The 25,869-nt window shown below is 55.4% G+C and carries 28 protein-coding genes and 3 tRNA genes; 17 read left to right on the top strand and 14 right to left on the bottom strand.

The window, feature by feature from the left end; translation table 11 throughout:
• Positions 1-30: 30 nt before the first annotated feature.
• A complete protein-coding gene (gene slyA / locus WFK59_RS04505) occupies positions 31-468 on the bottom strand; it encodes a transcriptional regulator SlyA (RefSeq protein ID WP_233984451.1) in 438 nt (145 codons plus the stop codon).
• 149 nt (positions 469-617) lie between these two features.
• Between slyA and WFK59_RS04500 the strand changes: the two genes are divergently transcribed.
• Genes WFK59_RS04500 through WFK59_RS04490 form a run of 3 tightly spaced genes read left to right on the top strand, consistent with a single transcriptional unit; the run spans position 618 to position 3,713 of the window.
• Positions 618-854, top strand: coding sequence for a DUF1656 domain-containing protein (locus WFK59_RS04500; RefSeq protein ID WP_336755107.1), 237 nt, complete (start codon positions 618-620; stop codon positions 852-854).
• Between the two features lie 4 nt (positions 855-858).
• The gene (locus WFK59_RS04495; protein ID WP_336755106.1) at positions 859-1,716 is read left to right on the top strand and encodes an HlyD family secretion protein; all 858 of its coding nucleotides are present in this window, start codon (positions 859-861) and stop codon (positions 1,714-1,716) included.
• A complete protein-coding gene (locus WFK59_RS04490) occupies positions 1,713-3,713 on the top strand; it encodes an FUSC family protein (RefSeq protein WP_336755105.1) in 2,001 nt (666 codons plus the stop codon). The genes WFK59_RS04495 and WFK59_RS04490 overlap by 4 nt, the downstream gene beginning before the upstream one ends.
• On the opposite strand, the gene WFK59_RS04485 is transcribed toward WFK59_RS04490, so the two are convergent.
• From WFK59_RS04485 to WFK59_RS04470, 4 genes are all read right to left on the bottom strand, one after another.
• Positions 3,714-4,181: a hypothetical protein gene (locus tag WFK59_RS04485; RefSeq protein WP_233984455.1), complete on the bottom strand. Its 468-nt coding sequence runs from the start codon at positions 4,179-4,181 to the stop codon at positions 3,714-3,716. It abuts the gene before it with no gap.
• A 130-nt stretch (positions 4,182-4,311) separates the two neighbouring features.
• Entirely contained in the window at positions 4,312-4,830 is a 519-nt protein-coding gene (gene sodC / locus WFK59_RS04480) for a superoxide dismutase [Cu-Zn] SodC (RefSeq protein ID WP_233984456.1), read from the bottom strand.
• Between the two features lie 84 nt (positions 4,831-4,914).
• Positions 4,915-5,811 (bottom strand): aldo/keto reductase, encoded by an 897-nt coding sequence (locus WFK59_RS04475; protein WP_336755104.1) that lies wholly within the window; start codon positions 5,809-5,811, stop codon positions 4,915-4,917.
• A gap of 68 nt (positions 5,812-5,879) precedes the next feature.
• Complete coding sequence (locus tag WFK59_RS04470; RefSeq protein ID WP_233984458.1) at positions 5,880-6,119, bottom strand: DUF1289 domain-containing protein; 240 nt, start codon at positions 6,117-6,119, stop codon at positions 5,880-5,882.
• 177 nt (positions 6,120-6,296) lie between these two features.
• On the opposite strand from WFK59_RS04470, the gene WFK59_RS04465 reads away from it, so the two are divergent.
• The 4 genes from WFK59_RS04465 to rnt all read left to right on the top strand — a co-directional run bounded on the left by WFK59_RS04465 (position 6,297) and on the right by rnt (position 9,354).
• Entirely contained in the window at positions 6,297-6,893 is a 597-nt protein-coding gene (locus tag WFK59_RS04465) for a TetR/AcrR family transcriptional regulator (protein ID WP_233984459.1), read from the top strand.
• A gap of 50 nt (positions 6,894-6,943) precedes the next feature.
• Complete coding sequence (locus WFK59_RS04460; protein ID WP_233984460.1) at positions 6,944-8,041, top strand: alkene reductase; 1,098 nt, start codon at positions 6,944-6,946, stop codon at positions 8,039-8,041.
• A gap of 120 nt (positions 8,042-8,161) precedes the next feature.
• Positions 8,162-8,569 (top strand): lactoylglutathione lyase, encoded by a 408-nt coding sequence (gene gloA, locus WFK59_RS04455; RefSeq protein WP_031375718.1) that lies wholly within the window; start codon positions 8,162-8,164, stop codon positions 8,567-8,569.
• A 119-nt stretch (positions 8,570-8,688) separates the two neighbouring features.
• On the top strand, positions 8,689-9,354 hold the full coding sequence (rnt, locus tag WFK59_RS04450; protein WP_233984461.1) for a ribonuclease T: 666 nt from the start codon (positions 8,689-8,691) through the stop codon (positions 9,352-9,354).
• A gap of 55 nt (positions 9,355-9,409) precedes the next feature.
• Here the strand turns inward: rnt and WFK59_RS04445 are convergent, their stop codons facing one another.
• Positions 9,410-9,745, bottom strand: a complete 336-nt coding sequence (locus WFK59_RS04445) for a Grx4 family monothiol glutaredoxin (RefSeq protein ID WP_208612774.1) — start codon at positions 9,743-9,745, stop codon at positions 9,410-9,412.
• A gap of 363 nt (positions 9,746-10,108) precedes the next feature.
• On the opposite strand from WFK59_RS04445, the gene WFK59_RS04440 reads away from it, so the two are divergent.
• Complete coding sequence (locus WFK59_RS04440) at positions 10,109-10,894, top strand: C40 family peptidase (RefSeq protein ID WP_336755103.1); 786 nt, start codon at positions 10,109-10,111, stop codon at positions 10,892-10,894.
• A gap of 58 nt (positions 10,895-10,952) precedes the next feature.
• On the opposite strand, the gene cydH is transcribed toward WFK59_RS04440, so the two are convergent.
• Entirely contained in the window at positions 10,953-11,042 is a 90-nt protein-coding gene (gene cydH / locus WFK59_RS04435) for a cytochrome bd-I oxidase subunit CydH (protein ID WP_095707274.1), read from the bottom strand.
• A 281-nt stretch (positions 11,043-11,323) separates the two neighbouring features.
• Between cydH and purR the strand changes: the two genes are divergently transcribed.
• Positions 11,324-12,349 (top strand): HTH-type transcriptional repressor PurR, encoded by a 1,026-nt coding sequence (purR, locus tag WFK59_RS04430; RefSeq protein WP_233984463.1) that lies wholly within the window; start codon positions 11,324-11,326, stop codon positions 12,347-12,349.
• On the opposite strand, the gene punR is transcribed toward purR, so the two are convergent.
• On the bottom strand, positions 12,346-13,251 hold the full coding sequence (punR, locus tag WFK59_RS04425) for a DNA-binding transcriptional activator PunR (protein WP_336755101.1): 906 nt from the start codon (positions 13,249-13,251) through the stop codon (positions 12,346-12,348). The genes purR and punR overlap by 4 nt on opposite strands.
• A gap of 106 nt (positions 13,252-13,357) precedes the next feature.
• Between punR and punC the strand changes: the two genes are divergently transcribed.
• Together punC and cfa are read left to right on the top strand one after the other, a co-directional pair.
• Positions 13,358-14,560 carry a purine nucleoside transporter PunC gene (gene punC, locus WFK59_RS04420; RefSeq protein WP_336755100.1) on the top strand — a complete coding sequence of 401 codons (1,203 nt, stop codon included), beginning with the start codon at positions 13,358-13,360 and terminating at the stop codon, positions 14,558-14,560.
• A 311-nt stretch (positions 14,561-14,871) separates the two neighbouring features.
• Entirely contained in the window at positions 14,872-16,020 is a 1,149-nt protein-coding gene (gene cfa, locus WFK59_RS04415; RefSeq protein ID WP_233984466.1) for a cyclopropane fatty acyl phospholipid synthase, read from the top strand.
• A gap of 57 nt (positions 16,021-16,077) precedes the next feature.
• Here the strand turns inward: cfa and WFK59_RS04410 are convergent, their stop codons facing one another.
• Positions 16,078-16,737 carry a riboflavin synthase subunit alpha gene (locus tag WFK59_RS04410; RefSeq protein ID WP_233984467.1) on the bottom strand — a complete coding sequence of 220 codons (660 nt, stop codon included), beginning with the start codon at positions 16,735-16,737 and terminating at the stop codon, positions 16,078-16,080.
• Between the two features lie 205 nt (positions 16,738-16,942).
• On the opposite strand from WFK59_RS04410, the gene WFK59_RS04405 reads away from it, so the two are divergent.
• From WFK59_RS04405 to WFK59_RS04380, 6 genes are all read left to right on the top strand, one after another.
• Complete coding sequence (locus tag WFK59_RS04405) at positions 16,943-18,316, top strand: MATE family efflux transporter (protein WP_233984468.1); 1,374 nt, start codon at positions 16,943-16,945, stop codon at positions 18,314-18,316.
• A 153-nt stretch (positions 18,317-18,469) separates the two neighbouring features.
• Positions 18,470-18,546 (top strand) — tRNA-Val (locus WFK59_RS04400).
• 3 nt (positions 18,547-18,549) lie between these two features.
• Positions 18,550-18,626: transfer RNA gene (locus WFK59_RS04395), tRNA-Val, on the top strand.
• A 22-nt stretch (positions 18,627-18,648) separates the two neighbouring features.
• A tRNA-Val gene (locus tag WFK59_RS04390) sits at positions 18,649-18,725 on the top strand.
• Between the two features lie 344 nt (positions 18,726-19,069).
• Positions 19,070-20,482, top strand: a complete 1,413-nt coding sequence (pykF, locus tag WFK59_RS04385; RefSeq protein WP_233984469.1) for a pyruvate kinase PykF — start codon at positions 19,070-19,072, stop codon at positions 20,480-20,482.
• Between the two features lie 304 nt (positions 20,483-20,786).
• Positions 20,787-21,023: a major outer membrane lipoprotein gene (locus WFK59_RS04380; RefSeq protein ID WP_009090492.1), complete on the top strand. Its 237-nt coding sequence runs from the start codon at positions 20,787-20,789 to the stop codon at positions 21,021-21,023.
• 79 nt (positions 21,024-21,102) lie between these two features.
• Here the strand turns inward: WFK59_RS04380 and WFK59_RS04375 are convergent, their stop codons facing one another.
• The 5 genes from WFK59_RS04375 to sufC are packed head-to-tail and all read right to left on the bottom strand — an operon-like array spanning position 21,103 to position 25,847.
• Positions 21,103-22,128 carry a L,D-transpeptidase family protein gene (locus WFK59_RS04375; protein ID WP_336755099.1) on the bottom strand — a complete coding sequence of 342 codons (1,026 nt, stop codon included), beginning with the start codon at positions 22,126-22,128 and terminating at the stop codon, positions 21,103-21,105.
• Positions 22,129-22,184: 56 nt separating this feature from the next.
• Positions 22,185-22,601, bottom strand: coding sequence for a cysteine desulfuration protein SufE (gene sufE / locus WFK59_RS04370; protein ID WP_233984471.1), 417 nt, complete (start codon positions 22,599-22,601; stop codon positions 22,185-22,187).
• Between the two features lie 21 nt (positions 22,602-22,622).
• Positions 22,623-23,846 carry a cysteine desulfurase SufS gene (sufS, locus tag WFK59_RS04365; protein WP_233988186.1) on the bottom strand — a complete coding sequence of 408 codons (1,224 nt, stop codon included), beginning with the start codon at positions 23,844-23,846 and terminating at the stop codon, positions 22,623-22,625.
• Positions 23,846-25,126 (bottom strand): Fe-S cluster assembly protein SufD, encoded by a 1,281-nt coding sequence (sufD, locus tag WFK59_RS04360; RefSeq protein WP_233984472.1) that lies wholly within the window; start codon positions 25,124-25,126, stop codon positions 23,846-23,848. Before sufD ends, sufS begins: the two co-directional genes overlap by 1 nt.
• Positions 25,101-25,847, bottom strand: coding sequence for a Fe-S cluster assembly ATPase SufC (sufC, locus tag WFK59_RS04355; protein ID WP_094120315.1), 747 nt, complete (start codon positions 25,845-25,847; stop codon positions 25,101-25,103). The genes sufD and sufC overlap by 26 nt, the downstream gene beginning before the upstream one ends.
• Positions 25,848-25,869 lie beyond the last annotated feature (22 nt).

Raw genomic sequence — 25,869 nt, 5'->3', positions numbered from 1 at the left:
AAAAAAACCGACGCCTGAGCGTCGGTTTTTTTATTTCTCGCGGTTCTGCAGTTCGAGAATATTTTTTTCCAGCCGGGCAATCAGCGTCACCATCTGGTTGATCTCTTCGCGGCTGATGCCGGAGAGAATGTCATCGCGCGTTTCATCAATCACGCTCTCAACCTGTTCGATGATCGGTTCCGCCTGCTGCGTCAGCTTAATGCGCTTGGCGCGGCGATCGTTGGCGCAGGTCGAACGGGTAATTAATCCCTTATCCTCCAGCTGGTCGAGCGTCCGCACCAGTGAAGGTTGTTCGATGCCGATGGCTTTGGCTAACTGAATCTGTGACTGCTCTGGCGGCAGTTGATGAATATTGTGCAGCGTTACCCAGTGAGTCTGAGTCAGCTCAAGCGGTTTTAATCGCTGATCAATCAACGCGCGCCAGATGCGCACCAGTCGAGATAAATCCGTTCCGAGGGGCGTATCCATTTCATCTCCTTATAATTAGCTTGCTAGCTATCAAGCCAGATTTTACACTATTCTGCGAGTTTACAGGATAAATTACAAATCCCGGACCGCCGCGCAGCGACAGGGCATCGCTTTCGGGCTGCCGCTCGGGTTAATTAAGGATATCAAACGTGCTCACCCACCTCTTCTCCAGTGCCAAACCGCTAACCGATCTGGTGGTTGGCGCTTCGCTGTTTTTCCCGCCCATCTTCAAAGCGGTGATACTGGGTTTTCTGGTCTGGTTGCTGGTTCACCCGCTGGTGCGCGGCTGGATCTACTCTGGTGATATCTGGCATCCCACGCTGTTTGATCTCTCTCTGTTTGTGCTGTGCGTTACCGCCGCACTCTGGCTCATCGGTCACGGATAATCGTATGAAATTTAACGCGGTGAAATATTTCTCCACCCTGATTGTGTTTGCGCTGGCGCTGCTGGCCGGTGGATGGATGTGGAATTACTATATGCAGTCGCCCTGGACGCGCGACGGCAAAGTGCGAGCTGAACTGGTCGATATCACGCCACAGGTCTCTGGCCGCATTACTCAGCTGCAGGTCAAAGACAATCAGTTTGTCCATCAGGGTCAGCGATTGCTGACGCTGGACCCGGTGCCGTGGCAAATTGCACTCGACAATGCCGAAGCGCAACTCAGCAAGGCGCAGGCCGATCTGGCCCGAACGCAGCACGAATTTAACCGGCGTAGTCGCCTGCCGCGCAATGTGATTTCAGCGGAAGATCTCGACGCCGCACGGCTGGCCGCTAACGCCGCCGTCGCCAGTGCCAAAGCGGCCGAGGCGGAGCGGGATCGGGCGCGCTGGAATCTGCAACAGACGACGCTGACCGCGCCCACTGACGGCTGGATTACTAATCTCACTCTGCGGCCCGGCAACTACGCCAGCGCGGGCAGTCCGCTGTTTGCGCTGGTCGATAGCCACTCTTATTACGTGGTGGGCTATTTTGAAGAAACCAAGCTGCGCCATATTCATCCGGGCGCAGCGGCTCAGGTGGTGCTCTATAGCAATGGCGCACGACTCCAGGGCCAGGTCGACAGTATTGGCCGCGCCATCTACGACCAGAGCATTGAGACGGACAGCGGTCTGGTGCCGGACGTCAAGCCTAATGTGCCCTGGGTGCGGCTGGCGCAGCGGGTGCCGGTACGCATTCGTCTCGATCCGCTGCCGGCTGAGGTGCCGCTGGTGGCCGGAACTACCTGCACGATCACCATTCAGCCATGAATTTTCAGTGGCTGGCGTGGGATCAGTTACCCTGGATTAAGGCCAACGCTAATCAGTGGCGCTATGCGTTGCGCAACGCCATTGCCATGTGTCTGGCACTCAGTATCGCCTATGGGCTGGATCTGGATGAGCCTTACTGGGCGATGACCTCGGCGGCAGTCATCAGTTTTCCGACCGTGGGCGGTGCCATCAGCAAAAGCCTTGGCCGGATCGTCGGCAGCCTGCTCGGGGCCAGCGCCGCGTTGCTGATCGCCGGACATACCCTGAATGAACCCTGGCTGTTTACCTTTGCGATTGCCGGCTGGCTGGCGCTCTGTACCGGCATCGCCAATCACTATCAGAACAATGTCGCCTACGCCTTTTCTCTCGCCGGCTATACCGCAGCCATTATCGCCTTTAGCAGCGTTAACATCACCGATATTACCGATTTATGGACCATCGCTCAGGCGCGGGTCTGTGAAGTGATCTCCGGCATCCTGTGTGCCGGTCTTATGATGATGGTGCTGCCGAGCACCTCCGATGGCGAGACGCTTATCACCTCGTTAAAGCAGATGCACGCCAGGCTGCTGGAGCATGCGGTGTTACTGCTGCAACCGTCGGTCAGTGACAACATTCGTACCGCGCATGAGAATGTCATCAGTCAGATTCTGACCATGAACCTGCTGCGGATTCAGGCCTTCTGGAGCCACTACCGCTTTCGCCGCCAGAACAACGTGCTTAACTACGTGCTGCACCAGCAACTGCGGCTGACCAGCGTGCTCTCCAGCCTGCGCCGTATGTTGCTGAACTGGCCCGACGCGCCCGACGCGCTGTTTGCTGCGTTGCAACAGCTGCTGGCTGAGCTGGGGAAACCGGAGTGTGATAAGTACCGGCTGGCGCGCATTCTGCGTAGCGTCACGCCAGCGGCCGACGGTGACTACCGGCAGCGCGCTTTTTGTCAGCGGCTGCGTTATTTTTGCTGGATGTATCTCAACGTGCTGCGCTGGATCCGGCTGCTGGATCGCGCCGATGCCGATACCCGCTTTCAGCCCCCGCCGGTTCCGGCCTTAGCACGCGACAGCGACAGCGCCGAAGCGGGCTGGAGCGCGCTGCGTACCTTCAGCATCATCGTGCTGGGTTGCGCGTTCTGGATCAATACTCAGTGGTCCTCCGGTGCGGCGGCACTGACCTTAACCGCCATCGCCTGCGTGCTCTATGCCTCTTCACCGTCGCCGGGCGGCAGCGTGACGCTGCTGCTGAAAACCCTGCTGTGGCTGTTTGCCTTTAGTTTTGTAATGAAGTTCGGTCTGATGGTGCAAATCAGCCAGCTGTGGCAGTTTTTACTGCTGCTGTTCCCGCTGCTGGTGACGCTGCAGCTGTTTAAGTTACAGCAAAAGCAGCGCGCCGGGATGTGGGGACAATTTATTGTGTTTATGGGCTCGTTCATCGCCGTCACCAACCCGCCGACCTGGGATTATCAGGATTTCTTCAACGACAACATCGCCAAAGTGTGCGGCGTCCTGCTGGCCTGGCTGGCGTTCCAGATTTTACGGCCCAGCTCAGATGCGCGCCGAAGTCGTCGTCATATCCGTGCGTTGCGGCTGGCGTTTCTTGATCAGCTCAGACGGCGTCCGCGCCTGAGTGAAAGCCGTTTTGAATCGCAGATTTATCATCGCATCAGCCAGCTTAGTCACAGCCGGGATGAGCAGGCGCGCGTCTGGTTATTGCGCTGGGGCGTGGTATTGCTCAATTGCTCGCATATTGTCTGGCAGTTGCGGCAGTGGCAGGCGGATTCCGCCACGCTGATCAGCGTGCGCGACAGCAGTTTGCAGAATCTTCAGCGGATTATCAGCAGTCGCGGGGTGCAGCACAGTTCGCTGGATCTGATTCTGGCGGAGCTGGAGAGAATGATCGCCTCATTGCTGGCGCTGGGCAGTAATGAGGCGAGTGAACTGGCCGGTATTCTCTGGCGGCTGCGCTGTTCGCTGGCTCAGCTGAAACAGGCGGTGCCGGGCTGATTACTGGCAATATTGCTGCTGCTGCCGGGTGAAATCATCCTGCAATTGCTGCAGCGTTTTATGGCCTTCAAAGCGGGTTTTATCAACCTCGGTCATCGGCTCGATGACCAGCGCCTTTTCATCCGGCGAGAAGATAAACCGCCGGCTCAGTTCGGTGCCGGTAAAACTTTTGCCGACAATGCCGCCGCAGACCATGGTCATGGTGCGTCGATAAATGGTGGTGTCAGTAAAATTGGTTTCGGTAGCGCTGCGATAGACCTGATCGCAACCCTGCGCTTCCAGCTTGCGCACCGTATTACGGCTCAGCCATTCACGTCCTTTAGCAATCTTTTCGCAGGTGCTGCGCATCGGGTTGGTATCAATGGTGCGCTGCAGCTCCCGCCCGGTTTCCGTCACCAACTGCGTATCGTTGGGTTTATCGCATCCCACCAGCAGCAAGCACAGCAGTAATGCGCCCTTGAATTTCATATACCTGCTCCTTCACCCATCACGCTTTCTTACCTGAATCAATATCATAGGGGGGAAATGTGCAGGATGGTACAACAATTCATAAACAGGCTGGAAGAAAAACAGGCGGCACCGATGGCCGCCCTGAAAATCAGATTACGCCGCAGGCAAAGCGTGCCCCGCCACCGCCCAGCGGTTGCGGATGATCGGCATGGTTATCGCCGCCCACATGCACCATCAGCGCTTTACCCTTAATTTCACTCAGCGATTTGAGACGTGGCGCGAGCACCGGATAGCTGGCGTTGCCTTTCTCATCCACATAGACGGCTGGCAGATCGCCTGAGTGCCCTTCCGCGTAAGGCCCCAGATGTTTCCCGCTGTTAGCCGGATCAAGATGGCCGCCTGCCGCACCGGCCGCTACTACCTTGCCCTGCGACTCGCCCGGTTCACAGCTGCCCTTTGCATGCACATGAAAACCATGAATACCAGGCTGCAGCCCTTTGAGATCGGGCGTGAACTGCAGGCCATACCGGGTCTCTTCAATCGTCACGTTACCGAGCGATTTTCCTATCCCCTCCGCGGTGACCTGATGGATGGTGACCTGTTCACTGGCGGCCTGAGCCGCTCCGCAAGTCATAAGGGCAAATAGCGCAACTGCTTTGAGCTTCATGGTGACTCCTTGTTGGTACCAGGGTATGGCATAAGCCTGGTACCGGTTGCGCTATTCTGCCGAAGATTGACGCAGTTTTACGCTTCAGGGCACATCGAAGCCTAACGCAGCCTTGCGGATGCGGAACCATTGCTGACGGTTCAGGGTCAGGTTCACCGCCGCGGCTGCTTCAGTGACGCGCGCCGTTTTGCCTGATCCGATAATCGGCAGCGGCTTGCTCGGCAGCATCATAATCCACGCATACACTACCTGCTCCATGCTGCTGGCACCGGTCTCCTGGCGTATCACCTCCAGCTCGTCACGCAGTGGCTGATAGTGGGGATCGTTAAACAGCCGTCCGCCGCCCAGACAGGACCAGGCCATCGGCCGGAAACGTAACTGCTGACACTGATCGAGCGTGCCGTCCATCAGCAGATTTTGCTGCACCGGCGAGATCTCCAGCTGGTTAGTGACCAGGGAAAATGGCAGACGGGACTGCAGCAGCGCGAATTGCGCTGGCGTGAAGTTAGAGACGCCTGCGTGCAGCACTTTGCCACTCTGGTGCAGCGTCATAAAGGCCTCGGCGACCTCGTCGGCCTCCATCAGCGGATCGGGACGGTGAATCAGCAGCAGATCAAGGCGATCGGTGCCGAAATGGCGCAGCGAATTTTCCGCACTCTGAATGATATGCGCTTTATCCGTATTGTAATGGCCGATCCGATGCTCAGGCCGGGCGCGGGTTGCAATCCCGCATTTGGTGACGATCTGCAGCCGTTCGCGCAGTCCTGGCGCCAGCTTCAGCGCCTCGCCAAATGCCGCTTCACACTGATAGTCACCATAGATATCCGCGTGGTCGACGGTGGTGATGCCAAGGCTCAGGTGATGCTCAATAAATGCCACTCGTTGCTGGGGCGACATCCCCCATTCCATCAGCCGCCAGTAACCCATAATGAGCGGTGAAAAATCCGGACCCTGCGACGCGATGGCTTGCGGTTGTAACATAACGATCTCCCTGTGGCACGATGGCTGGAATAAAGGTGTCAGAGAGTATAACGGAAACCGCCACGTCGTCAGAACAAGCTCGGTTGATGCGGATCAAGCGGCTCCTCTTTCTTCTGTTGCCGCAGCAGTCGCAGGCGGCGCTGGTGACAGAGACGCAGCACCTCACGCTTCTGCGTGTCGCTGAAGCGCATCCAGTTGAACCGCTCTTCGCGGCTGCGTAAACATCCCAGACAGTAGCCGCGGGCATCGCTCTCGCAGATGCCACGACAGGGACTGGGAACCGGGAAAAACTCAAGCTGCTCGGCCACCACGACTCCGGTGTTAAAGATGAAACGGACTATTGAAGAGATCTTAGCCTGTTTGTGCAACAAAGAAGCAATATCTGTTACCCGATTCTTGCTGATCACCGTCACGGAGTGAACACTCTGTGCCAAAAGCGACTCGCCCGATTGCATTAGACCGACTGGTCTACTAATCTCCCTGTCATGAACAAGACGCAACCACGCAATGAAACCCGCGAACATCTGCTCCGTATTGGTGAGCAGCTTTGTCTGCAACGGGGTTTCACCGGAATGGGGCTGAGCGAACTGCTGACCCTGGCGGAAGTGCCGAAAGGCTCTTTCTACTATTACTTCCGTTCCAAAGAGACCTTTGGCGTGGCGCTGCTGGAGCGCTACTTTGCACGCTTCCTGCAGGATGTTGAGCTTCAGCTGAATCAGCCCGATGGCACGCCGCGTGAGCGTCTGCTGAACCATTTTCGGGCTGCTGAGCAGCTGTTTACCCAGCAGGGACACATCGTGGGCTGTCTCGGCGTCAAGGTATCGGCAGAGGTCTGCGATCTCTCTGAACCGATGCGCGACGCGCTGCAACAGGGCGCAGCAAAAATTACCGCGCTCTATGCAGAGACGCTGAGTGCCGCTGCTCAGCAGGAGTCGCTGGCATTGCCGCATCCTCCGGCGCAAATGGCCGAACTGTTGTCGCTGTTGTGGCTCGGTGCGAGCTTACAAAGCAAGATTTCCCGCGAGCCGCAGCCGCTGCGGCTGGCATTACGTACCATCGAACAGTGGCTGAAAATCCACTGATTTTTAAAAAAAGTGTTTGTAGACGACTGGTCTACTAATCAGGAGCTAACATGGCGAGTACCCAGCTGTTTCGTCCGCTGAAAGTCGGCGCAATTACCGTGCCAAACCGCGTTTTTATGGCACCACTGACCCGTCTGCGCAGCATTGAGCCAGGCGATATTCCTACTCCGATGATGGGCGAATATTATCGCCAGCGCGCCAGCGCCGGTTTGATCATTACTGAAGCCACCCAGATCTCTTTCCAGGCGAAAGGCTATGCCGGCGCACCAGGCCTGCATACTCAACCGCAGATTGCGGCGTGGAAAGCGATTAACGAAGGCGTGCATCAGGCGGGCGGACACACGGCGGTACAGCTGTGGCACACCGGCCGTATCTCACATAACAGCGTCCAGCCAGAAGGTAAAGCCCCGGTTGCGCCATCGGCCCTTGCTGCCGGTACCCGCACTTCACTGCGTGCCGCTGACGGCAGCGTCTACCGCGAAGAGACTTCGGTACCTCGTGAGCTGACGGTGGCTGAGATTCAGCAGATCGTCGCCGATTTCGGTCAGGCCGCCGCCAATGCGCGTGAAGCCGATTTCGACCTGCTGGAACTGCACTCCGCACATGGTTACCTGATCCATCAGTTCCTGGCACCTGGCTCTAACCAGCGTACCGACGAATATGGCGGCAGCATCGAGAAGCGTGGCCGTTTTGCGCTGGAAGTGGTTGATGCGGTGATCGCTAACTGGTCAGCTGACCGCATTGGTATCCGCGTATCGCCTATCGGCAGCTTCCAGAATCTGGATAACGGTCCGGATGAGGAAGAAGCAGCGCTGTGGTACATCGGTGAGCTGGCAAAACGCAATATCGCTTACCTGCACCTCTCCGAGCCAGACTGGGCTGGCGGCAAGCCGTACAGCGATGCCTTCCGTGAGAAAGTGCGTAACCTGTTCCCTGGCGCGATCATTGGCGCAGGTGCTTATACCGTTGAGAAAGCGGACGATCTGATCGCCCGCGGCCTGATCGATGCGGTGGCGTTTGGTCGTGATTATATCGCGAACCCGGATCTGGTGGAGCGCCTGCAGCAGGATGCGCCGCTGAACCCGCAACGTCCGGAAAGTTTCTACGGCGGCGGTGCTGAAGGCTATATCGATTACCCGACGCTGTAATCTTCTTACAGGCTGCCATCCGGGAAGATGATGGCAGCCATTATTCACTGGCGATTTTGATCGCTATACTTAGCGCTGGTGTCATCCGGCGATGGCGTTTTGATTATTAAAGAGGATGTTATGCGTTTACTTCATACCATGCTGCGCGTTGGCGATCTGCAACGTTCGATCGATTTCTACACCCGTGTGCTGGGCATGCGCGTGCTGCGTCAGAGCGAAAACACCGAATACAAATATACGCTGGCCTTTGTGGGCTATACCGAAGAGAGCGAAGGTGCAGTCATCGAGCTGACCTACAACTGGGGCGTGGATAAATATGACCTCGGCAATGCTTACGGACACATTGCGCTGGGCGTTGATGATGTGGCTGCGGCCTGCGAACGCATCCGTAACGATGGCGGCAACGTCACGCGTGAAGCGGGTCCGGTGAAAGGCGGCTCGACCATCATTGCCTTTGTTGAAGATCCCGATGGTTACAAAATCGAACTGATCGAAAACAAACACGCCGGTCACGGCCTGGGCAACTAAGCCTGCTCTTCAGCCTGCCCTGCCGGGTGGGCTGATCTTCTCTGCTCCTCTTCATCTGCTGCACCCGGGCCCGTTTTTTGCCATAATGCGCGCTGCCCTTTTTCTGCAATGAGATCCTGATGTCTGAATCGAATTCCCCCCATGCACTCAATCAACGTTTCCGTGGCTTCTATCCGGTGGTCATCGACGTGGAAACCGCCGGTTTCAACGCGCAGACTGACGCGCTGCTGGAGATCGCGGCCACCACGCTGAAAATGGATGAAGAGGGTTGGATCCATCTCGACCAGACGCTGCATTTTCACGTTGAACCTTTTGTCGGCTCGCTGCTGCATCCTGAAGCGCTGGCATTTACCGGCATCGATCCCAGTAACCCGCTGCGCGGCGCAGTGAGTGAATATGAAGCGCTGCACGCCATCTTTAAGATGGTGCGTAAAGGCATTAAGGATACCGGCTGTAATCGCGCCATTATGGTGGCGCACAACGCCACTTTCGATCTCAACTTCATGAATGCCGCCGCCGAACGCGCCAGCCTGAAACGCAATCCGTTTCACCCGTTCGCCACCTTTGATACCGCGGCGCTGAGCGGACTGGTGCTGGGTCAGACGGTGCTGGCGAAAGCCTGTAAAGCGGCAGGAATGGATTTTGACAGTACCCAGGCGCACTCGGCGCTGTACGATACCCAGCAGACCGCTATTTTGTTCTGTGAACTGGTGAATCGCTGGAAGCGACTGGGTGGATGGCCGCTGCCGTTTGCTGAAGGCGAGCCATCAGCGACCGCTGACTGAAGAACCGGCAATGAAAGACAATGAAAAAGGCCGACATCGCGTCGGCCTTTCTGTTTTATTCCGCTTCTTTAAACTTCTCTGCGGTCTCTTTGATCAGCGACTGCAGTTCACCGCGCTGGAACATCTCGACGATGATGTCACATCCGCCGACCAGCTCGCCATCAATCCACAGCTGTGGAAAGGTTGGCCAGTTGGCATATTTCGGCAGCTCTGCACGAATGTCCGGGTTCTGCAGAATATCCACGTAAGCAAAACGCTCACCGCAGGCTGACAGCGCCTGAACCGCCTGCGCAGAGAAACCGCAGCTTGGCAGTTTCGGTGAACCTTTCATGAACAGCAGGATCGGGTTTTCTGCGATCTGGCGCTGAATTTTTTCTACAGTACTCATAATTGCCTTCCTTAATTCGTCACTTCGTGTTTGTTTATTGTAGCGACTTCGCACCAGGACTGAAAACGAGATTTTACCGCTGCCGGATTAAATCGCCATGTTTGTTAAGTCCGCTCATCAGCCCTGATGCCACCCGGTTATTAACGGCCAGTAACATATTAATAATTTGCAATAGTTTTGCCGATATAAGACGCTGAAAATGTTCATTTTCAACGCAATTGCGTGAGGCCGAAAGATTAATAAAAAAAGGCGTTACTGTTTTCAAACGAACTGGACTAGAATGGCATCGGCGCTGATCCTGGATCAGATTATTCCCAACTTTGTCGCGGTGCGTAGTGGCCCTGACAACTTAACTAAAACCGGACTATGCGTTTAATCATTACGCTTTTCATTCTTGCCTTTGCGCAACTGTTCTTTAACATCGCTTCTGCCTCACCGCAGGCGCCGGTGAATGTCAGTTCGCATAAAGCAGAGAAAAAGAGTGCGCGCGAAGATGAGCGCCGCAAGCGTCGCCCGCTGAAAACGGCGGCAAAGAAAACACGCGTCAGTCCGATTCAGAAGCTCAAAGTCAAAAAACAGAAAAAAAGCGAACTCACCGCCAGCCATCTTCCCGCTAAGAAAAGTAAAACCTCCCTTAAAACGGCCAGTAAAAAACGCTACGGCCACCAGCGTTCGCTTAAAACCGTTGACGCCAGCAGCAGTGACACCGGCACCATTAAAATGAGCAAGTCACATCGTCAGCGTTACCAGAAAGCGCGCGAAACGGCGATGACCAAGTTGATGGGTCAGTTAGGCAAACCTTATCAATGGGGTGGCACCTCACCGCATACCGGTTTTGATTGCAGCGGCCTGGTCTGGTACGCCTATAAAGATTTGGTCAAGTTCAAGATCCCGCGCACCGCCAATGAGATGTTCCATCTGCGCGACGCCGCGCCGGTTAAACGTGAGTCACTGGAGAAAGGCGATTTAGTCTTTTTCCGCATCAATGGCCGCGGCACCGCCGATCACGTTGGGGTTTATCTCGGCAACGGCAAATTCATTCAGTCACCGCGTACCGGCAAAGATATTCAGATCAGTGCGCTGGGTGAAGACTACTGGCAGCGCCACTATATTGGTGCGCGTCGGGTCATGACGCCAAAGACCATTCGCTAACGCAGCCGTTGGGCGATCGCCAGACAGCAAAAAGCCGGGCCATGCCCGGCTTTTTCGATCAGTGCAGAATCGCGGTGAAGCTAAAAGCGACAATCATCAGCAGGCAGCCGACGGTAGTCATCAGCGCCAGTTTCAAATCGGTACTCATTTAACTCTCCTTAGTCACAATTTTTGTGGGGTTAAGCCATTTTCCCACAGGACCGGGTAAAAATCTCGTTTTATCCGCCCAGCCTTGTTAGAATCCTGCCTTTGTTGCGCAACGCGCGCAGCCCCGGTTCCGTTTGCTCTCTTTTCAGGCGCTCATTACCCGCCAGTCGCCCTGTTTACCGGTCAGAAAACCTGCATAATTGCGCAGAAAACCCTGAGCAGACGCAAACGTTTAACATTATGCTTATCATTGCGTTAGATAAGCCCTGGAGTCCGATTTTAATGGCAACAATTAAAGATGTGGCAAAACGCGCCGGCGTCTCAACGACCACCGTTTCGCACGTCATCAATAAAACGCGTTTTGTCGCTGAAGAGACGCGCAACGCCGTCTGGCAGGCGATTCAGGAACTGCACTATTCGCCCAGCGCCGTGGCGCGCAGCCTGAAGGTGAATCACACCAAAACGCTGGGCCTGCTGGCGACTTCCAGCGAAGCGCCCTACTTTGCTGAAATTATTGAAGCAGTGGAAAACCACTGTTTCGACAAAGGCTATACTCTGATTCTGGGTAATGCGCACAATGATCTGCAGAAGCAGCGCGCCTATCTCAGCATGATGGCGCAAAAGCGCGTCGATGGGCTGCTGGTGATGTGCTCTGAGTATCCGGACGATCTGCTGAAAATGCTGGAAGAGAACCGTAACATCCCGATGGTGGTAATGGACTGGGGCGAATCCCGCGCCGACTTTACCGACACGGTGCTGGACAATGCGTTTCAGGGCGGTTATCTCGCCGGGCGTTATCTGATTGAGCGTGGCCATCGCGAGATTGGCGCCATCCCCGGCCAGATGGAGCGCAACACCGGTGGCGGACGTCACGCCGGCTTCCTGAAGGCGCTGGAAGAAGCGGGTATTCAGCCGCGTGCCGAGTGGATTGTCCAGGGTGACTTTGAACCTGAATCGGGCTATCAGGCAATGCAGCAGATCCTGTCGCAGAAACAGCGCCCGACCGCGGTGTTCTGTGGTGGCGATATCATGGCGATGGGGGCGATTTGCGCCGCCGATGAGATGGGATTGCGCGTGCCGCAGGACATTTCGGTGATCGGCTATGACAATGTGCGCAACGCGCGCTACTTCGCGCCGGCGCTGACCACCGTTCATCAGCCGAAAGCGCAGCTGGGTGAGAAAGCGCTGGAGATGTTGCTGGATCGCATCACCAGCAAACGTGAGATTTCTCAAACCATCGAAGTGCATCCAACCCTGATTGAACGTCGTTCCGTAGCTGATGGTCCGTTCCGCGACTACCGCCGTTAATCTTCGCTTAACCACTCCTGATTAAGCGTTTGCGCATCACCCAGATAGCTGAGTAACCAGCCGGTCGCCGGTGATGCGCGATCTTCCGCCCAGCTGACACAACAGGGACTCTCCGGAAAAGCCACCGGCAGGGTCAGCTCCACCAGCGCGCCGCTGTCCAGCAACGGCCGGGCCAGATGACCAGGCACCATCGCCACGCACAATCCCGCCAGTACGCAATCCAGCCCGGTCTGCCATTCCGGCACCACCAGCCGACGCTGGTTGTCGAGCGTCCACGTCATCCGGCGTGGCAGCGCGCGCGAAGTATCTTCCAGAACCAGCGACGGCCAGCTGCGCAGGGTATCGTCATCTATCTGGCTCACTTCCGTCAGCGGATGGTGGTTCGCGACTACGCAGCGCCAGTTGAGCGTCCCCATATCGCGAAAGGCAAAGCGGCCGCCGACCGGGATCGCCTGAGTCGCGCCGATAGCAACCTCCACCCGGCCATCCGCCAGCGCATCCCAGACGCCGTTGAACACTTCATAACTGATGTGCAACTCCATGTCAGGAAAGTGCCGGTAAAAATCCTTCACTAATTGTCGGGTACGCTGCGGCTTGACGATACAGTCCACCGCAATACTTAACTGCCCGCGCCAGCCGTTGGCCAGCTGCTGACACTGGCGGCGGGTGGCGAGCATTTTTTTGATGACGCTGCGCCCTTCCCGGACAAAATGCTCTCCCGCAGGGGTTAATACCACCTCACGATGCTGACGTTCAAACAGCGGAACCGCCAGCCAGGTCTCCAGCTGGCGCACCGTGTAGCTGATAGCCGACGGCACCCGATGCAGCTCCTGCGCCGCCGCGCTGAAGCTGCCACCGCGCGCCACGGCATCCACCACTTCTAACGCATATTCTGACCACATATTCTGCCTTCAAATTTTTTAACAGCAATAGGCAAATATTAGCGTTTCACAGCGGCAAACGCACCTTTTACACTCTGCCGCGTTCAACCTGCAAAATGAGAATCAGATGTCACCGTCAAAAGGATTTATGCCTTATCTCGCTCTGCTGAGCATGCTGGGCTTTTTAGCCACCGATATGTACCTGCCCGCGTTTGGCGCGATGCAGCAAACTTTCAATACCTCGCCTGGCCTGATCAGTGCCAGCATGAGCCTGTTCCTGGCCGGTTTTGCCTGCGGTCAGCTGTTCTGGGGTCCGCTCTCCGATCGCATCGGGCGTAAGCCGGTGCTGCTGGCCGGACTGGCGCTGTTCGCCGTCGGCTGTGCCGGTATGCTGTGGGTAGAGGATATTTATCTGATGCTGGCGCTGCGCTTTGTTCAGGCGATTGGCGTCTGTGCGGCCGCTGTCAGCTGGCAGGCGCTGGTGGTCGATCGCTATCCGGCCGCACGTGCTAATAAGGTGTTTGCCACCATCATGCCGCTGGTGGCGCTTTCGCCAGCCCTGGCACCGCTGTTAGGCGCGTGGCTGATTGGTCATTTCCACTGGCGTTCGATCTTCCTGGTGCTGACGCTGATTGCGCTGGCCTTGATCCTCACGACGCTGCGCCTGCCGTCGGGCCGCAAAGCAACGGGCAACCAGGGCGCAAATCCGGGCTTTTTTACCCTGCTTAAATCCCGGGTTTACAGTGGTAACGTGCTGATTTATTCCGCCTGTTCCGCCAGCTTTTTCGCCTGGCTGACCGGCTCACCCTTTATTCTGGCCGATCTGGGCCTGTCGCCCGCCGATATTGGTCTGAGTTATCTGCCCCAGACGGTTGCCTTCCTGATTGGTGGCTTCGGCTGCCGTGCCCTGCTCAACCGTTTTAAAGGGGCGCAGCTGCTGCCGTGGCTGCTGGCGGTCTACAGTCTGAGCATCCTGGCGCTGTTTGCCGTCGCACTCTCCGGCCACAGTACGCTGCTGAGCCTGCTGCTGCCGTTCTGCGGCATGGCGCTGGCTAACGGTGCTATCTATCCGATTGTGGTCTCCGCCGCACTGATGCCTTTCCCGGATGCGACCGGTAAAGCCGCTGCGCTGCAGAATACGCTACAGCTGGGATTATGCTTTGCCGCCAGCCTGGCCGTCTCCGCCGGATTAACCCAGCCACTGCTGACCACAACCCTGATAATGGCCCTGACCATTCTGCTCGCCCTGCTCGGCTTCGCGCTGCAGCGGGTGACAAACGCACAATCTGATGTTGCCACCCCCACGACCGCCTGCCAGGATAATCACTGAGGCAATGATTTTTAGTTAGCAACCTAACAATAAGTCATTGAATATTGACCCGCGTGATAATATACTCATTCGGGTCAATAATTCTGCTACAAATCAACAACATAATAACGTAACAAACTGATTGGCAACCGGGTTGCCGGGATGGCGTCTGCGCGCGCGTTACTGTTACCGTGCCTGATGCTTTTGAACCGTTTCAATCCTCTGTATCACGCCAGATCTCTGGTTTACGGAGTCATCCGTGACTTTTCTCAATTCCTGAAGAAATTGACTATTCTTTTTCAGGTTAAGATTGGACAGGTGGTGGAGAAGCTATGAGTTCATCGTATGTAGAAGAAGTGAGCCTCGAAGAAAACCATTGGTATCGCATCGTTCACGAATTGCTGGAAAAAGCGGATATCGAAATTAATGGCTCACGGAGCTGGGATATTCAGGTGAAAAATCCTGACTTCTTTAAACGTGTCCTGCAGGAAGGATCGCTGGGTCTGGGCGAGAGTTATATGGATGGCTGGTGGGAATGCGATCGGCTGGATATATTTTTCCACCACGTACTCAAACATAAACTGGATCAGCAACTCCCTCATCACTTTAAAGATACGCTGCGTATTGCCGCGGCGCGCTTAACTAATCTCCAGTCGAAAAAACGCGCCTGGATTGTCGGTAAAGAGCATTACGATTTAGGAAACGATTTGTTTTCTCTGATGCTTGATCCCTATATGCAGTACTCCTGCGGCTACTGGAAAGAGGCCACGACGCTGGCCGCTGCGCAGGAAGCGAAGCTGGATATGATCTGCCGTAAATTAGGGCTGGAGCCTGGCATGTCGCTGCTGGATATTGGCTGCGGCTGGGGAGGACTGGCCGAATTTGCCGCCCGTCATTATGGCGTGAAAGTTCACGGCGTTACCATTTCCGCCGAACAGCAGAAGCTGGCACAACAGCGTTGTGAAGGTTTAGACGTCACTATTTTATTGCAGGATTATCGCGACCTGAATGAGCAGTTTGACCGTATTGTCTCGGTCGGCATGTTTGAACATGTCGGACCGAAAAATTACGCCACCTATTTCGATGTCGTGGATCGTAATTTAAAGCCAGACGGTATTTTCCTGCTGCATACTATCGGTGCGATTAAAACCGATATGAATGTTGATCCCTGGATCGATAAATATATTTTCCCGAATGGTTGTCTGCCTTCCGTTCGACATATTGCTGACGCCAGCGAGCCCCATTTTATTCTGGAAGACTGGCATAACTTTGGCGCCGATTACGACACGACCCTGATGGCGTGGCATGAGCGCTTTATCCAGGCCTGGCCGCAACTGGCGGAGAGCTACGGCGAACGTTTTAAACGCATGTTCTCCTACTATCTCAACGCCTGTGCCGGTGCGTTTCGCGCCCGTGATATTCAGTTATGGCAGGTAGTATTCAGTCGGGGTGTGGAAGGCGGATTACGCGTGGCGCGTTGATGCGGCGGCTGAGCAAGATTAAAAACAGAAAAAAAGGCGCTGATGCGCCTTATTTTTTTATTCCTGCGCGGCAGGCTTTCCGGCCAGCATAGCTACCGTCCCGGCGGCATCCCGTTGTGCGAGCACCCGCTCAACGGTATCGACGATCGCCTGGGTATGCGGATCAATCTCGATGTTAACCCGGTCGCCAAAGGTTTTGGCGCCTAACGTAGTGCGTTCCAGCGTCTCCGGAATCAGATAGACGCAGAATTTGGTTTTGGTCACGTCCCCTACCGTCAGGCTAATGCCGTCGATGCCGACAAAGCCTTTGTGCAGGATATATTTCATCTGGGTCGGGTCCTGAATTTTAAACCACACTTCGCGGTTGTGTTCCGACTGGATAATTTTGCAGATCTCAGCCGTGGTCATAATATGACCGGACATCAGGTGTCCGCCTATTTCATCGCTGAATTTTGCGGCACGCTCGATATTGACCACATCGCCCTGACGTAAATCGCCGAGGTTGGTGACACGCAGGGTCTCTTTAATTAAATCAAAACTGACCCGATCGCCCTCAATAGCCGTTACGGTTAAGCAACAGCCGTTGTGCGCCACGGAGGCGCCCAGTGCCAGGCCTGGCAATAATTCTGCCGGCATCCTGATGGTGTGGGTGCGGAACAGCTCTTTCTCTTCAATGGACACTATTTCTGCGGTGCCCTGCACAATACCGGTAAACATAGTCTTTGCCTCTGCGAAGTTTGCGCTAGTTTATCACAGCTCACGTCCGCTGTTCGCTTTCAGCCAGCGGTGTTGCCTGACAGCAGAGTAAATCGCATGCAGTGACAAAGATTGGCGAATCCGGTCCTGACAGTTACACTAGCGGACGCAATTCCTGGGGCTTTTCTGACCCCGTCATTATTTTATTAACTATTCAGGTGTTAACGTGCAGAAGTATTTAACAGAAGCGCGTCAATTGCTTGCCCTTGCGATCCCGGTCATCCTTGCTCAGGTGGCTCAAACCGCAATGGGATTTGTGGATACCATTATGGCCGGCGCCGTCAGCGCCACGGATATGGCCGCCGTTGCTGTCGGCACCTCTATCTGGCTTCCGGCCATTCTGTTTGGTCATGGTCTTCTGCTTGCATTGACGCCCACGGTTGCGCAACTCAACGGCTCTGGCCGCCGCGAACGCATCGCCGAGCAAATTCGTCAGGGCTACTGGCTGGCATTTTTTGTTTCGCTGTTGATCATGGTGGTGTTGTGGAACGCCGGTTATTTAATCCGGGCGATGCACGATATCGATCCGCTGCTGGCGCAGAAAGCAGAAGGTTACCTTCATGCGCTGCTGTTTGGCGCACCGGGCTACCTGTTCTTCCAGGTGCTGCGTAATCAGTGCGAAGGCCTGTCGAAAACCAAACCGGGTATGGTGCTGGGTTTTCTCGGGCTGATGGTGAATATCCCGCTTAACTATATCTTTATCTATGGTCACTTCGGTATGCCAGCGCTGGGCGGTGTCGGCTGCGGCGTGGCAACAGCCTCGGTTTACTGGGTGATGTTCATCTGTATGCGTTTCTGGATCCGCCGGATGGGCGCCATGCGGGATATCCATCTGGTCAGTCGCTGGTCTGCGCCGTCACGGCCTATTCTGACCCGTCTGATGACGCTGGGCTTGCCGGTGGCGCTGGCGCTGTTCTTTGAGGTGACGCTGTTTGCCGTGGTGGCGCTGCTGGTCTCTCCGCTGGGAATCGTTGACGTTGCCGGACATCAGATTGCACTGAACTTCAGCTCACTGATGTTTGTTATGCCGCTGTCGCTTGGCGTCGCCACCACTATCCGGGTCGGCTATCGTCTGGGTCAGGGATCGACTGAACAGGCGAAGGTGGCCGCCTGGACTGCGCAGGGCGTCGGCATCAGCATGGCGGCGATGACCGCGCTGTTTACCGTCACCTTCCGGCATCAGATCGCCCTGCTCTATAACGACAATCCGGAAGTGGTGACGCTGGCGGCGCAGCTGATGCTGCTGGCAGCGATCTATCAGTTCTCCGATTCGATCCAGGTGATTGGCAGCGGTATTCTGCGTGGCTACAAAGATACCCGCTCGATCTTTTTTATCACCTTTATCGCCTACTGGCTGCTTGGTCTGCCGGCCGGTTATCTGCTGGCGCTCACTGACTGGCTGGTGCCACGCATGGGGCCAGCGGGATTCTGGTGCGGCTTTATTATCGGGCTGACATCCGCGGCGGTAATGATGCTTTGGCGAATCAGGCGTCTGCAGCAGTCACCTGCCGAGGTGATCCTGACGCGCGCGGCGCGCTAACCGGTTGAGCGGGCGGTAAAAGGCCCGCGACGCCTAAAAAAACGACGCATAGCACAGTTGCTGCTCAGTCACGGTGAAAAAACGCTTTTTCTCCTTGCCAGCCTCACCGGCTGCCGTTAATATTCGTCCCCGCTGTCGCCCAGACAGCGTGTTGCGCTCTTAGCTCAGTTGGTTAGAGCACCACCTTGACATGGTGGGGGTCGATGGTTCGAGTCCATTAGAGCGCACCAAGTGCGTCCGTAGCTCAGTTGGTTAGAGCACCACCTTGACATGGTGGGGGTCGGTGGTTCGAGTCCACTCGGACGCACCAATATTCAATATGCATTCAGTATGCGCTCTTAGCTCAGTTGGTTAGAGCACCACCTTGACATGGTGGGGGTCGATGGTTCGAGTCCATTAGAGCGCACCACTTTCAGAATTCCTTCAGCTTGCGCAACTCCACTTTTATTGATCTGCATCGCTTCCCCCTTCTGCTTTTTGATTGGTTTTCGCATACTTAGCGTCTATACTGTGCCGCGTTGTCCACTTGAAAGGTTTCAGCGATCACGTGCCTATTGCGATAACTCAGATAATTTGCGCAACAATAATGAGGTGGTTACCCGGCGTAACCGCACAACTTCCCTGCACGCCTGGCCTTCGTCACCTATTCTTACTCTGTACAGCCCGTTTCGATTTCAAACAGTATTCTCACTTCGATGCATTGCCATCGGATTTCGCCCTTTATCATCCATCACAACTTACAGATAACCTGTCATGAAAAAGACTAAGATCGTTTGTACTATCGGCCCGAAAACCGAATCAGAAGAGATGCTGACCCAGCTGCTGGAAGCCGGCATGAATGTTATGCGTCTTAACTTCTCCCACGGCGATTATGCCGAGCACGGTCAGCGCATCACCAATATGCGTGCCGTGATGGAAAAAACCGGTCGTCAGGCGGCTATCCTGCTGGATACCAAAGGCCCTGAAATCCGCACCATGAAACTGGAAGGCGGAAATGATGCGCCGTTGAAAGCGGGTCAGACCTTTACCTTTACCACCGACCAGAGCGTGATCGGTAACAGCGAGCGCGTTGCGGTCACCTACCCTGGCTTTACCGCTGACCTGAAAATCGGCAACACCGTGCTGGTCGATGATGGCTTGATCGGAATGGAAGTGACCGAAGTCACTGAAAATACCGTGGTGTGTAAAGTGCTGAACAACGGCGATCTTGGTGAAAACAAAGGCGTTAACCTGCCTGGCGTTTCAATCCAGTTGCCAGCGCTGGCCGAAAAAGATAAGCGCGACCTGATTTTCGGTTGCGAGCAAGGCGTTGATTTCGTGGCGGCCTCTTTCATCCGTAAACGCTCAGACGTGCTGGAAATTCGCGAGCACCTGAAGCAGCACGGCGGTGAGAACATCCAGATCATCTCCAAAATCGAAAACCAGGAAGGCCTGAACAACTTCGACGAAATTCTCGAAGCCTCTGATGGCATCATGGTAGCGCGTGGCGACCTGGGCGTTGAGATCCCGGTTGAAGAAGTGATCTTCGCTCAGAAGATGATGATCAAGAAGTGTAATAAAGCGCGCAAAGTGGTGATTACCGCTACCCAGATGCTTGACTCGATGATCAAGAACCCACGCCCTACCCGTGCTGAAGCGGGCGACGTGGCAAACGCCATCCTCGACGGCACCGATGCGGTAATGCTCTCTGGCGAAAGCGCCAAGGGTAAATACCCGCTTGAGTCGGTCACCATCATGGCGACCATCTGTGAGCGTACCGACCGCGTGATGAAGTCACGTATCGATAGCCAGAACGACACCCGCAAGCTGCGTATCACCGAAGCGGTCTGCCGCGGTGCCGTTGAAACGGCTGAGAAGCTGGAAGCACCACTGATTGTGGTTGCCACCGAAGGCGGTAAATCTGCCAAGGCCGTGCGTAAATACTTCCCGAACGCCACCATCCTGGCGCTGACCACCAATCCGACCACTGCGCGTCAGCTGATCCTGAGTAAAGGGATTGAGACTCGTCTGGTCACTGAGATTGCCTCTACCGATGATTTCTATCGTCTGGGTAAAGAAGCGGCGCTGGAAAGCGGCTACGGTCAGAAAGGTGATGTGGTGGTGCTGGTCTCTGGTGCATTAGTACCAAGCGGAACTACCAACACCGCCTCAGTACACGTACTGTAAAACACTTTTTGCTCTTTATTTTAAGGCGCCTTTCATGGGCGCTTTTTTTTATTTGTACTTAATACAAATAGCGGAAAATTCCAATCGAAAATAACTATTCAAATACACTTTATATTAAGGTTAATCCGATTAAATCTCTCTGTTTTCGCTAAATTTTTTTATCATCTACTGCGATCCGCTGCTTCTTTGAGCGAACGATCAAATTTAAGCATCTTCTCATCAAAAATTTATTCTCAACTTAAAAAGCTTTGTGTAATACTTGTAACGCTACATGGAGATTAACTCAATCTAGAGGGTATAAATAATGAATCGTACTAAACTGGTACTGGGCGCGGTAGTTCTGGCTTCAACTCTGCTGGCTGGTTGCTCAAGCAACGCTAAAATCGACCAGCTGTCTTCAGACGTTCAGACTCTGAACGCTAAAGTTGACCAGCTGAGCAACGACGTGAACGCAGTGCGTTCAGACGTTCAGGCTGCTAAAGATGACGCAGCTCGCGCTAACCAGCGTCTGGACAACCAGGCTCACTCTTACCGTAAGTAAGAGTTCTGGTTTAAAAATGGCGCCTTTAAGGCGCCATTTTTTTTGCTTTGCATTTACGCGGTTTCCCGCGTTAATCCTCTCAGGGCGTGGCCGTTTCGGCTTTAGCCTCATCGACTGGCGCAGCAGAGGCTGATGAAGGCGTCTCCCGCCCTGCTGGCGGCGTTGTCTCGCTCCGGACCGGCTCACCACTGCTGACCAGTACCGGCATCCCTGAGCGGCGCGCTAAGGTCGCTTTAATCAATGCGCTATCGCTCTCTTCGCTTTTAATAAACTTCTTCAGTCCGGTAGTCAGCGCTAACGGCATAGTTTGCGGATCGTCCTTATCGCTATGCGACAGGGGCTGATGCACCTCAACGTAGCGTTTACCGTCAGGCTCCACCGCATATTTCACCGGCTGATTGATAATCTGAACCCGCGTCCCTTTCGGTACCGAATTAAACAGCGCTTCGATATCCTCTGAACGCAGGCGGATACAACCGGAGCTGACACGCATACCAATACCAAACTTCGCATTGGTGCCGTGGATCAGATACTGGCCGCTGCCGCGCGCCAGACGCATGGCAAACAGCCCCATCGGGTTGTCGGGCCCGGCAGGCACCACTGCAGGCAGCGTCACGCCCTCTTTGGCATAGCGTTTACGAATGTTCTGAGTCGGCGTCCAGGTGGGATTCGGTATTTTCTGACTGATTTGGGTCACCATCACCGGCGTCGCCGCGCCCAGCTGACCAATCCCGATTGGATAGACGATCACCTTGTCTTCGCCTTTGGGATAGTAGTAGAGACGCAGTTCGGCCAGATTCACCACAATGCCTTCACGCGGTGTGTCGGGCAGCAGCATCTGCAGCGGTACGGTCAGTTGCGTGCCGGCTTTCGGCAGCCAGGGATCGGTGCCGGGATTGGCCTCCAGCATGCCGAGCAGACCAACCTGGTAGCGGGCGGCGATCTCTTCCAGTGGACGTTTGTCGTCAGGAACCTGAGTCAGGACGTTTTCGCCAATCAGGCGACTGTCAGGCGGCGGTAGCGGGTATTCCGTGGCAAAAGCGGGTGCAGAGAGCCCAAAGCAGGTCAGCAGCAGTGCACCGGCTAAACGTAAAGCAGGTTTCATGCAATTTTCTCGTCAGATAAAAAAACAGACGCCGGTTGGCGTCTGTCGAGTGTAGCTTAGCTGAGGTTCTGAGCGGTATGGCGAATAGACCGAATCATCGCTTCCAGCCCCTGCGACCGGGTCGGCGTCAGGTGCTGCATCAGTGCCAGTTCGCCAAACCAGTGGCGCACATCCAGCGCGACAATTTCAGCGGGCGGCAGATTCTGATAAAGGCTAAATACGATAGCAATCAGACCTTTAACAATCGCGGCGTCACTGTCACCTTCAAAGGCGATGGTGCCATCTTCCTGCGGTGTCATCCTGATCCACACCTGGCTCTGGCAGCCTGAAATGGCATTTTCCGGCTGGTGTAAGGTTTCAGATGATTCCGGAAGTTTTGACCCCAGCTCAATGATGTAGAGGTACTTCTCTTCCCAGTTGGCGCAACGATTAAAGTTACGCACCAGTTTCTCTTTTTCTGGCAAATTCGCCATCGGTTACTCCGTTAAAACTGTTCAGCCGCCCAGCAGACGATGAATACGAGTCAGTCCGGCCGCCAGACGATCCACTTCCTCTTCACTGTTGTAGAAGGTGAACGAGGCGCGACACATCGCTGGCACGTTGTAGTGGTGCATCAGCGGCATTGCGCAGTGGTGGCCGGTACGGATCGCAATGCCGTACTGATCGAGGAAGCTGCCAACGTCAAAGGCGTGATGCTTGCCCAGATTGAAGGCGATCACCCCAGCACGCGCCTGCGGGCCGTAAATCTGAATATCCGGTACCGAGGCCAGCTTATCGAGCGCGTAATTCATCAGCGCCGTTTCGCGTTGATGAATCGTCTCCAGCCCCAGCGCCTGAACGTAGGCCAGCGCGGCACCAAAGCCGATAATCCCGCCGGTGTTTGGCGTCCCGGCTTCGAAACGCCAGGGCGCACTGTTCCAGGTGGTCCCGGTCGGCAGCAGCACGCGGTCGATCATCGATCCGCCGCCTTCCCACGGTGGCATCTCATCCAGCAGCGCTTTGCGGCCATAGAGAATACCGACGCCGTTCGGGCCATACAGCTTGTGGCTGGAGAAAACGTAGAAGTCGCAGCCGATATCCTGCACGTCGACTTTGCCATGCATCACCGCCTGCGCGCCATCAATCAGCGTCACGACGCCCGCGGCTTTTGCCTGCGCGACGATCGCCTTCACCGGGTTGACTGTGCCAAGGACATTAGAGACATGCGTGACCGCCAGCAAACGGGTGCGGCTGTCGATCAGACCTGCCAGTTGCTCCAGCGCCAGCTCGCCATTGTCGTTCAGCGGCAGCACCCGGATTTCAGCACCGGTACGCTGCGCCACCATCTGCCACGGCACGATGTTAGCGTGATGCTCCATCTCGGTGATGATCAGGTTGTCGCCCGGCTGGAGATTCGCGCCGCCCCAGCTGTTGGCCACCAGATTGATGCCTTCAGTGGTGCCTTTGACGAACACGATCTCTTCCTGCGTGGCCGCATTCAGAAAACGCGCCGCCTGGTCGCGCACGTTCTCCATATCGCTGGTCGCCTGCTGGCTGAGCGTATGAATACCGCGATGCACGGCCGCGTAGCCGTGCTGGTAGAAATGACTTTCGGCGTTGATCACCGACAGCGGGCGTTGTGCGCTGGCCGCACTGTCAAGATAGGCCAGCGGATGACCGTTGACCTCACGCTTCAGGATCGGAAAATCTTCCCTGATGCGTTCGAGATCGAAGTTCATCATGAGTCGTCTCCAGGAAAGCGCTCAGCGATACGCTGCAGCACTGCCTGACGCAAGACCTCATTCTCCAGTGCTTCGGTCAGTTCCGCAGCAAAGGCGTGAATGATCATGGTCTGGGCAGCGTCCTGCTCAATACCGCGCGAGCGCAGATAGAACATCTGCTCATCATCGATGCGACCGATGGTGGCGCCGTGGCTGCACTTCACGTCATCCGCATAGATTTCCAGCTGCGGCTTGGTGTCCACTTCGGCCAGACGTCCCAGCAACAGGTTGTTGTTGGTCATCTGTCCATCTGTTTTCAGCGCATGCTTAGCCACTTTGATATGACCATTAAACACCGCCCGGCCTTTGTCACGCACGATGGTTTTGTGCATCTGACGGCTGACGCAGTAGCCTTTATTGTGCTCAAGGTAAGTACGGGTATCCGCCACTTCCTGACGCACCGGCAGCACCAGACTGTTCACCGCCAGCTGGGTATTCTCACCGTTTAACTGGGTGCTGGTGTTGTGACGGCTCAGACCCGCGCCCAGCAGGAAGCTGGTGCTGCTGACCTGGGCATCACTGCCGATCACCAGGTCGTTGTGCGCGAAGTGATAGCTCTCGCTGCTTTCAAACGCCAGTTTGGTGTGGGTCAGTTTTGCGTTGTTGCCGACCTCAAAGGTAAAGCGTGCGCCGGTGAAGTGCGCGCTGCCATCCAGCGAGACGTAGTGCTCAACCACTTCCGCTTCCGCGCTCTCATCCAGCTGCAGATGATGACGATGATGAACGGTGTTCATCCCGCTCTGCTGGCCGCTGGTGATGTGCAGCAGATAGAGCGGACGGGCAGCAGCTTTACCGCGAGCCAGATGAAGAGTGGTCACCTCTTCCGCCAGACTCTCGGTCAGGTGCAGGAAGACTTCCGGCTGTACCGCAGCCGGCAGTGGACGACGCTCGGCCGCCACGCTGTGGTGAATTTCAAACAGCTCGCTGTCGCGGGAACTGAACGCAGGCTGAAACTGACCATCGACATAGACCAGACGCACGGCATCCAGTGGCAGCGCCAGCGCATCAACCTGCTCAGCGCTCAGGGTTTGCGGTGCCTCTGGCAGCACAAACTGTTGCGTCAGGAAAGTATCCAGCGAGGTGTATTTCCAGTTCTCATGCTTACGGGTCGGCAAGCCAACCCGCATCAGTTGCTGCCAGTGCTGCTGTGCCTGAAGTGAACGCACGTCACCGCGCGATTCAAACAGGTGATGCCACTGTTGCAGCGCAGAATCACTCTTCGTCGGTAAGCCAGCCATAACCTTGCTCCTCCAGCTGTTTCACCAGCGAGAAGTCGCCAGATTTCACGATTTTGCCCTGATAAAGAACGTGTACGAAGTCTGGCTTGATGTAGTCCAGAATACGCTGATAGTGGGTAACGATGATAAAGGCACGCTTCTCATCGCGCAGGCTGTTAACGCCGTTCGCCACAATTTTCAGCGCATCAATATCCAGCCCGGAATCGGTTTCATCCAGGATGCAGAGTTCCGGCTCCAGCGCCGCCATCTGCAGAATGTCGTTACGCTTCTTCTCGCCACCGGAGAAGCCAACGTTCACTGAACGAGTCAGCAGATCCTCTGGCATCTTCAGCAGATGAATTTTTTCTTCGATAAAGTCCTGGAAATCGAAGCGATCCAGCTCCTCCTGCTGACGGTATTTACGCACCGCGTTAACCGAGGTTTGCAGGAAAAACTGGTTGCTCACACCAGGGATTTCAACCGGATACTGGAAGGCCATAAAGATACCTTCACCGGCACGCTCTTCCGGTGCCAGCTCCAGCAGGTCTTTACCTTTAAAGGTGACAGAACCACCGGTCACTTCATAATCTTCGCGTCCGGCCAGCGTAGCAGAGAGCGTACTTTTGCCTGAGCCGTTCGGGCCCATAATGGCGTGAACTTCACCCGGTTTAATTTCGAGGTTCAGACCACGCAGAATGGCTTTATCTTCAACACTTACCTGTAAATCTTTAATGCTTAACATACTTATTCCTTCACATTGCTTC

This window comes from Pantoea sp. USHLN298, assembly GCF_037149395.1.
In the GTDB taxonomy this organism is placed as follows: Bacteria; Pseudomonadota; Gammaproteobacteria; order Enterobacterales; family Enterobacteriaceae; genus Pantoea; species Pantoea astica.
Note: the sequence above shows the minus strand (reverse complement) of the source record. Positions and strands in the feature narration are given on the sequence as shown.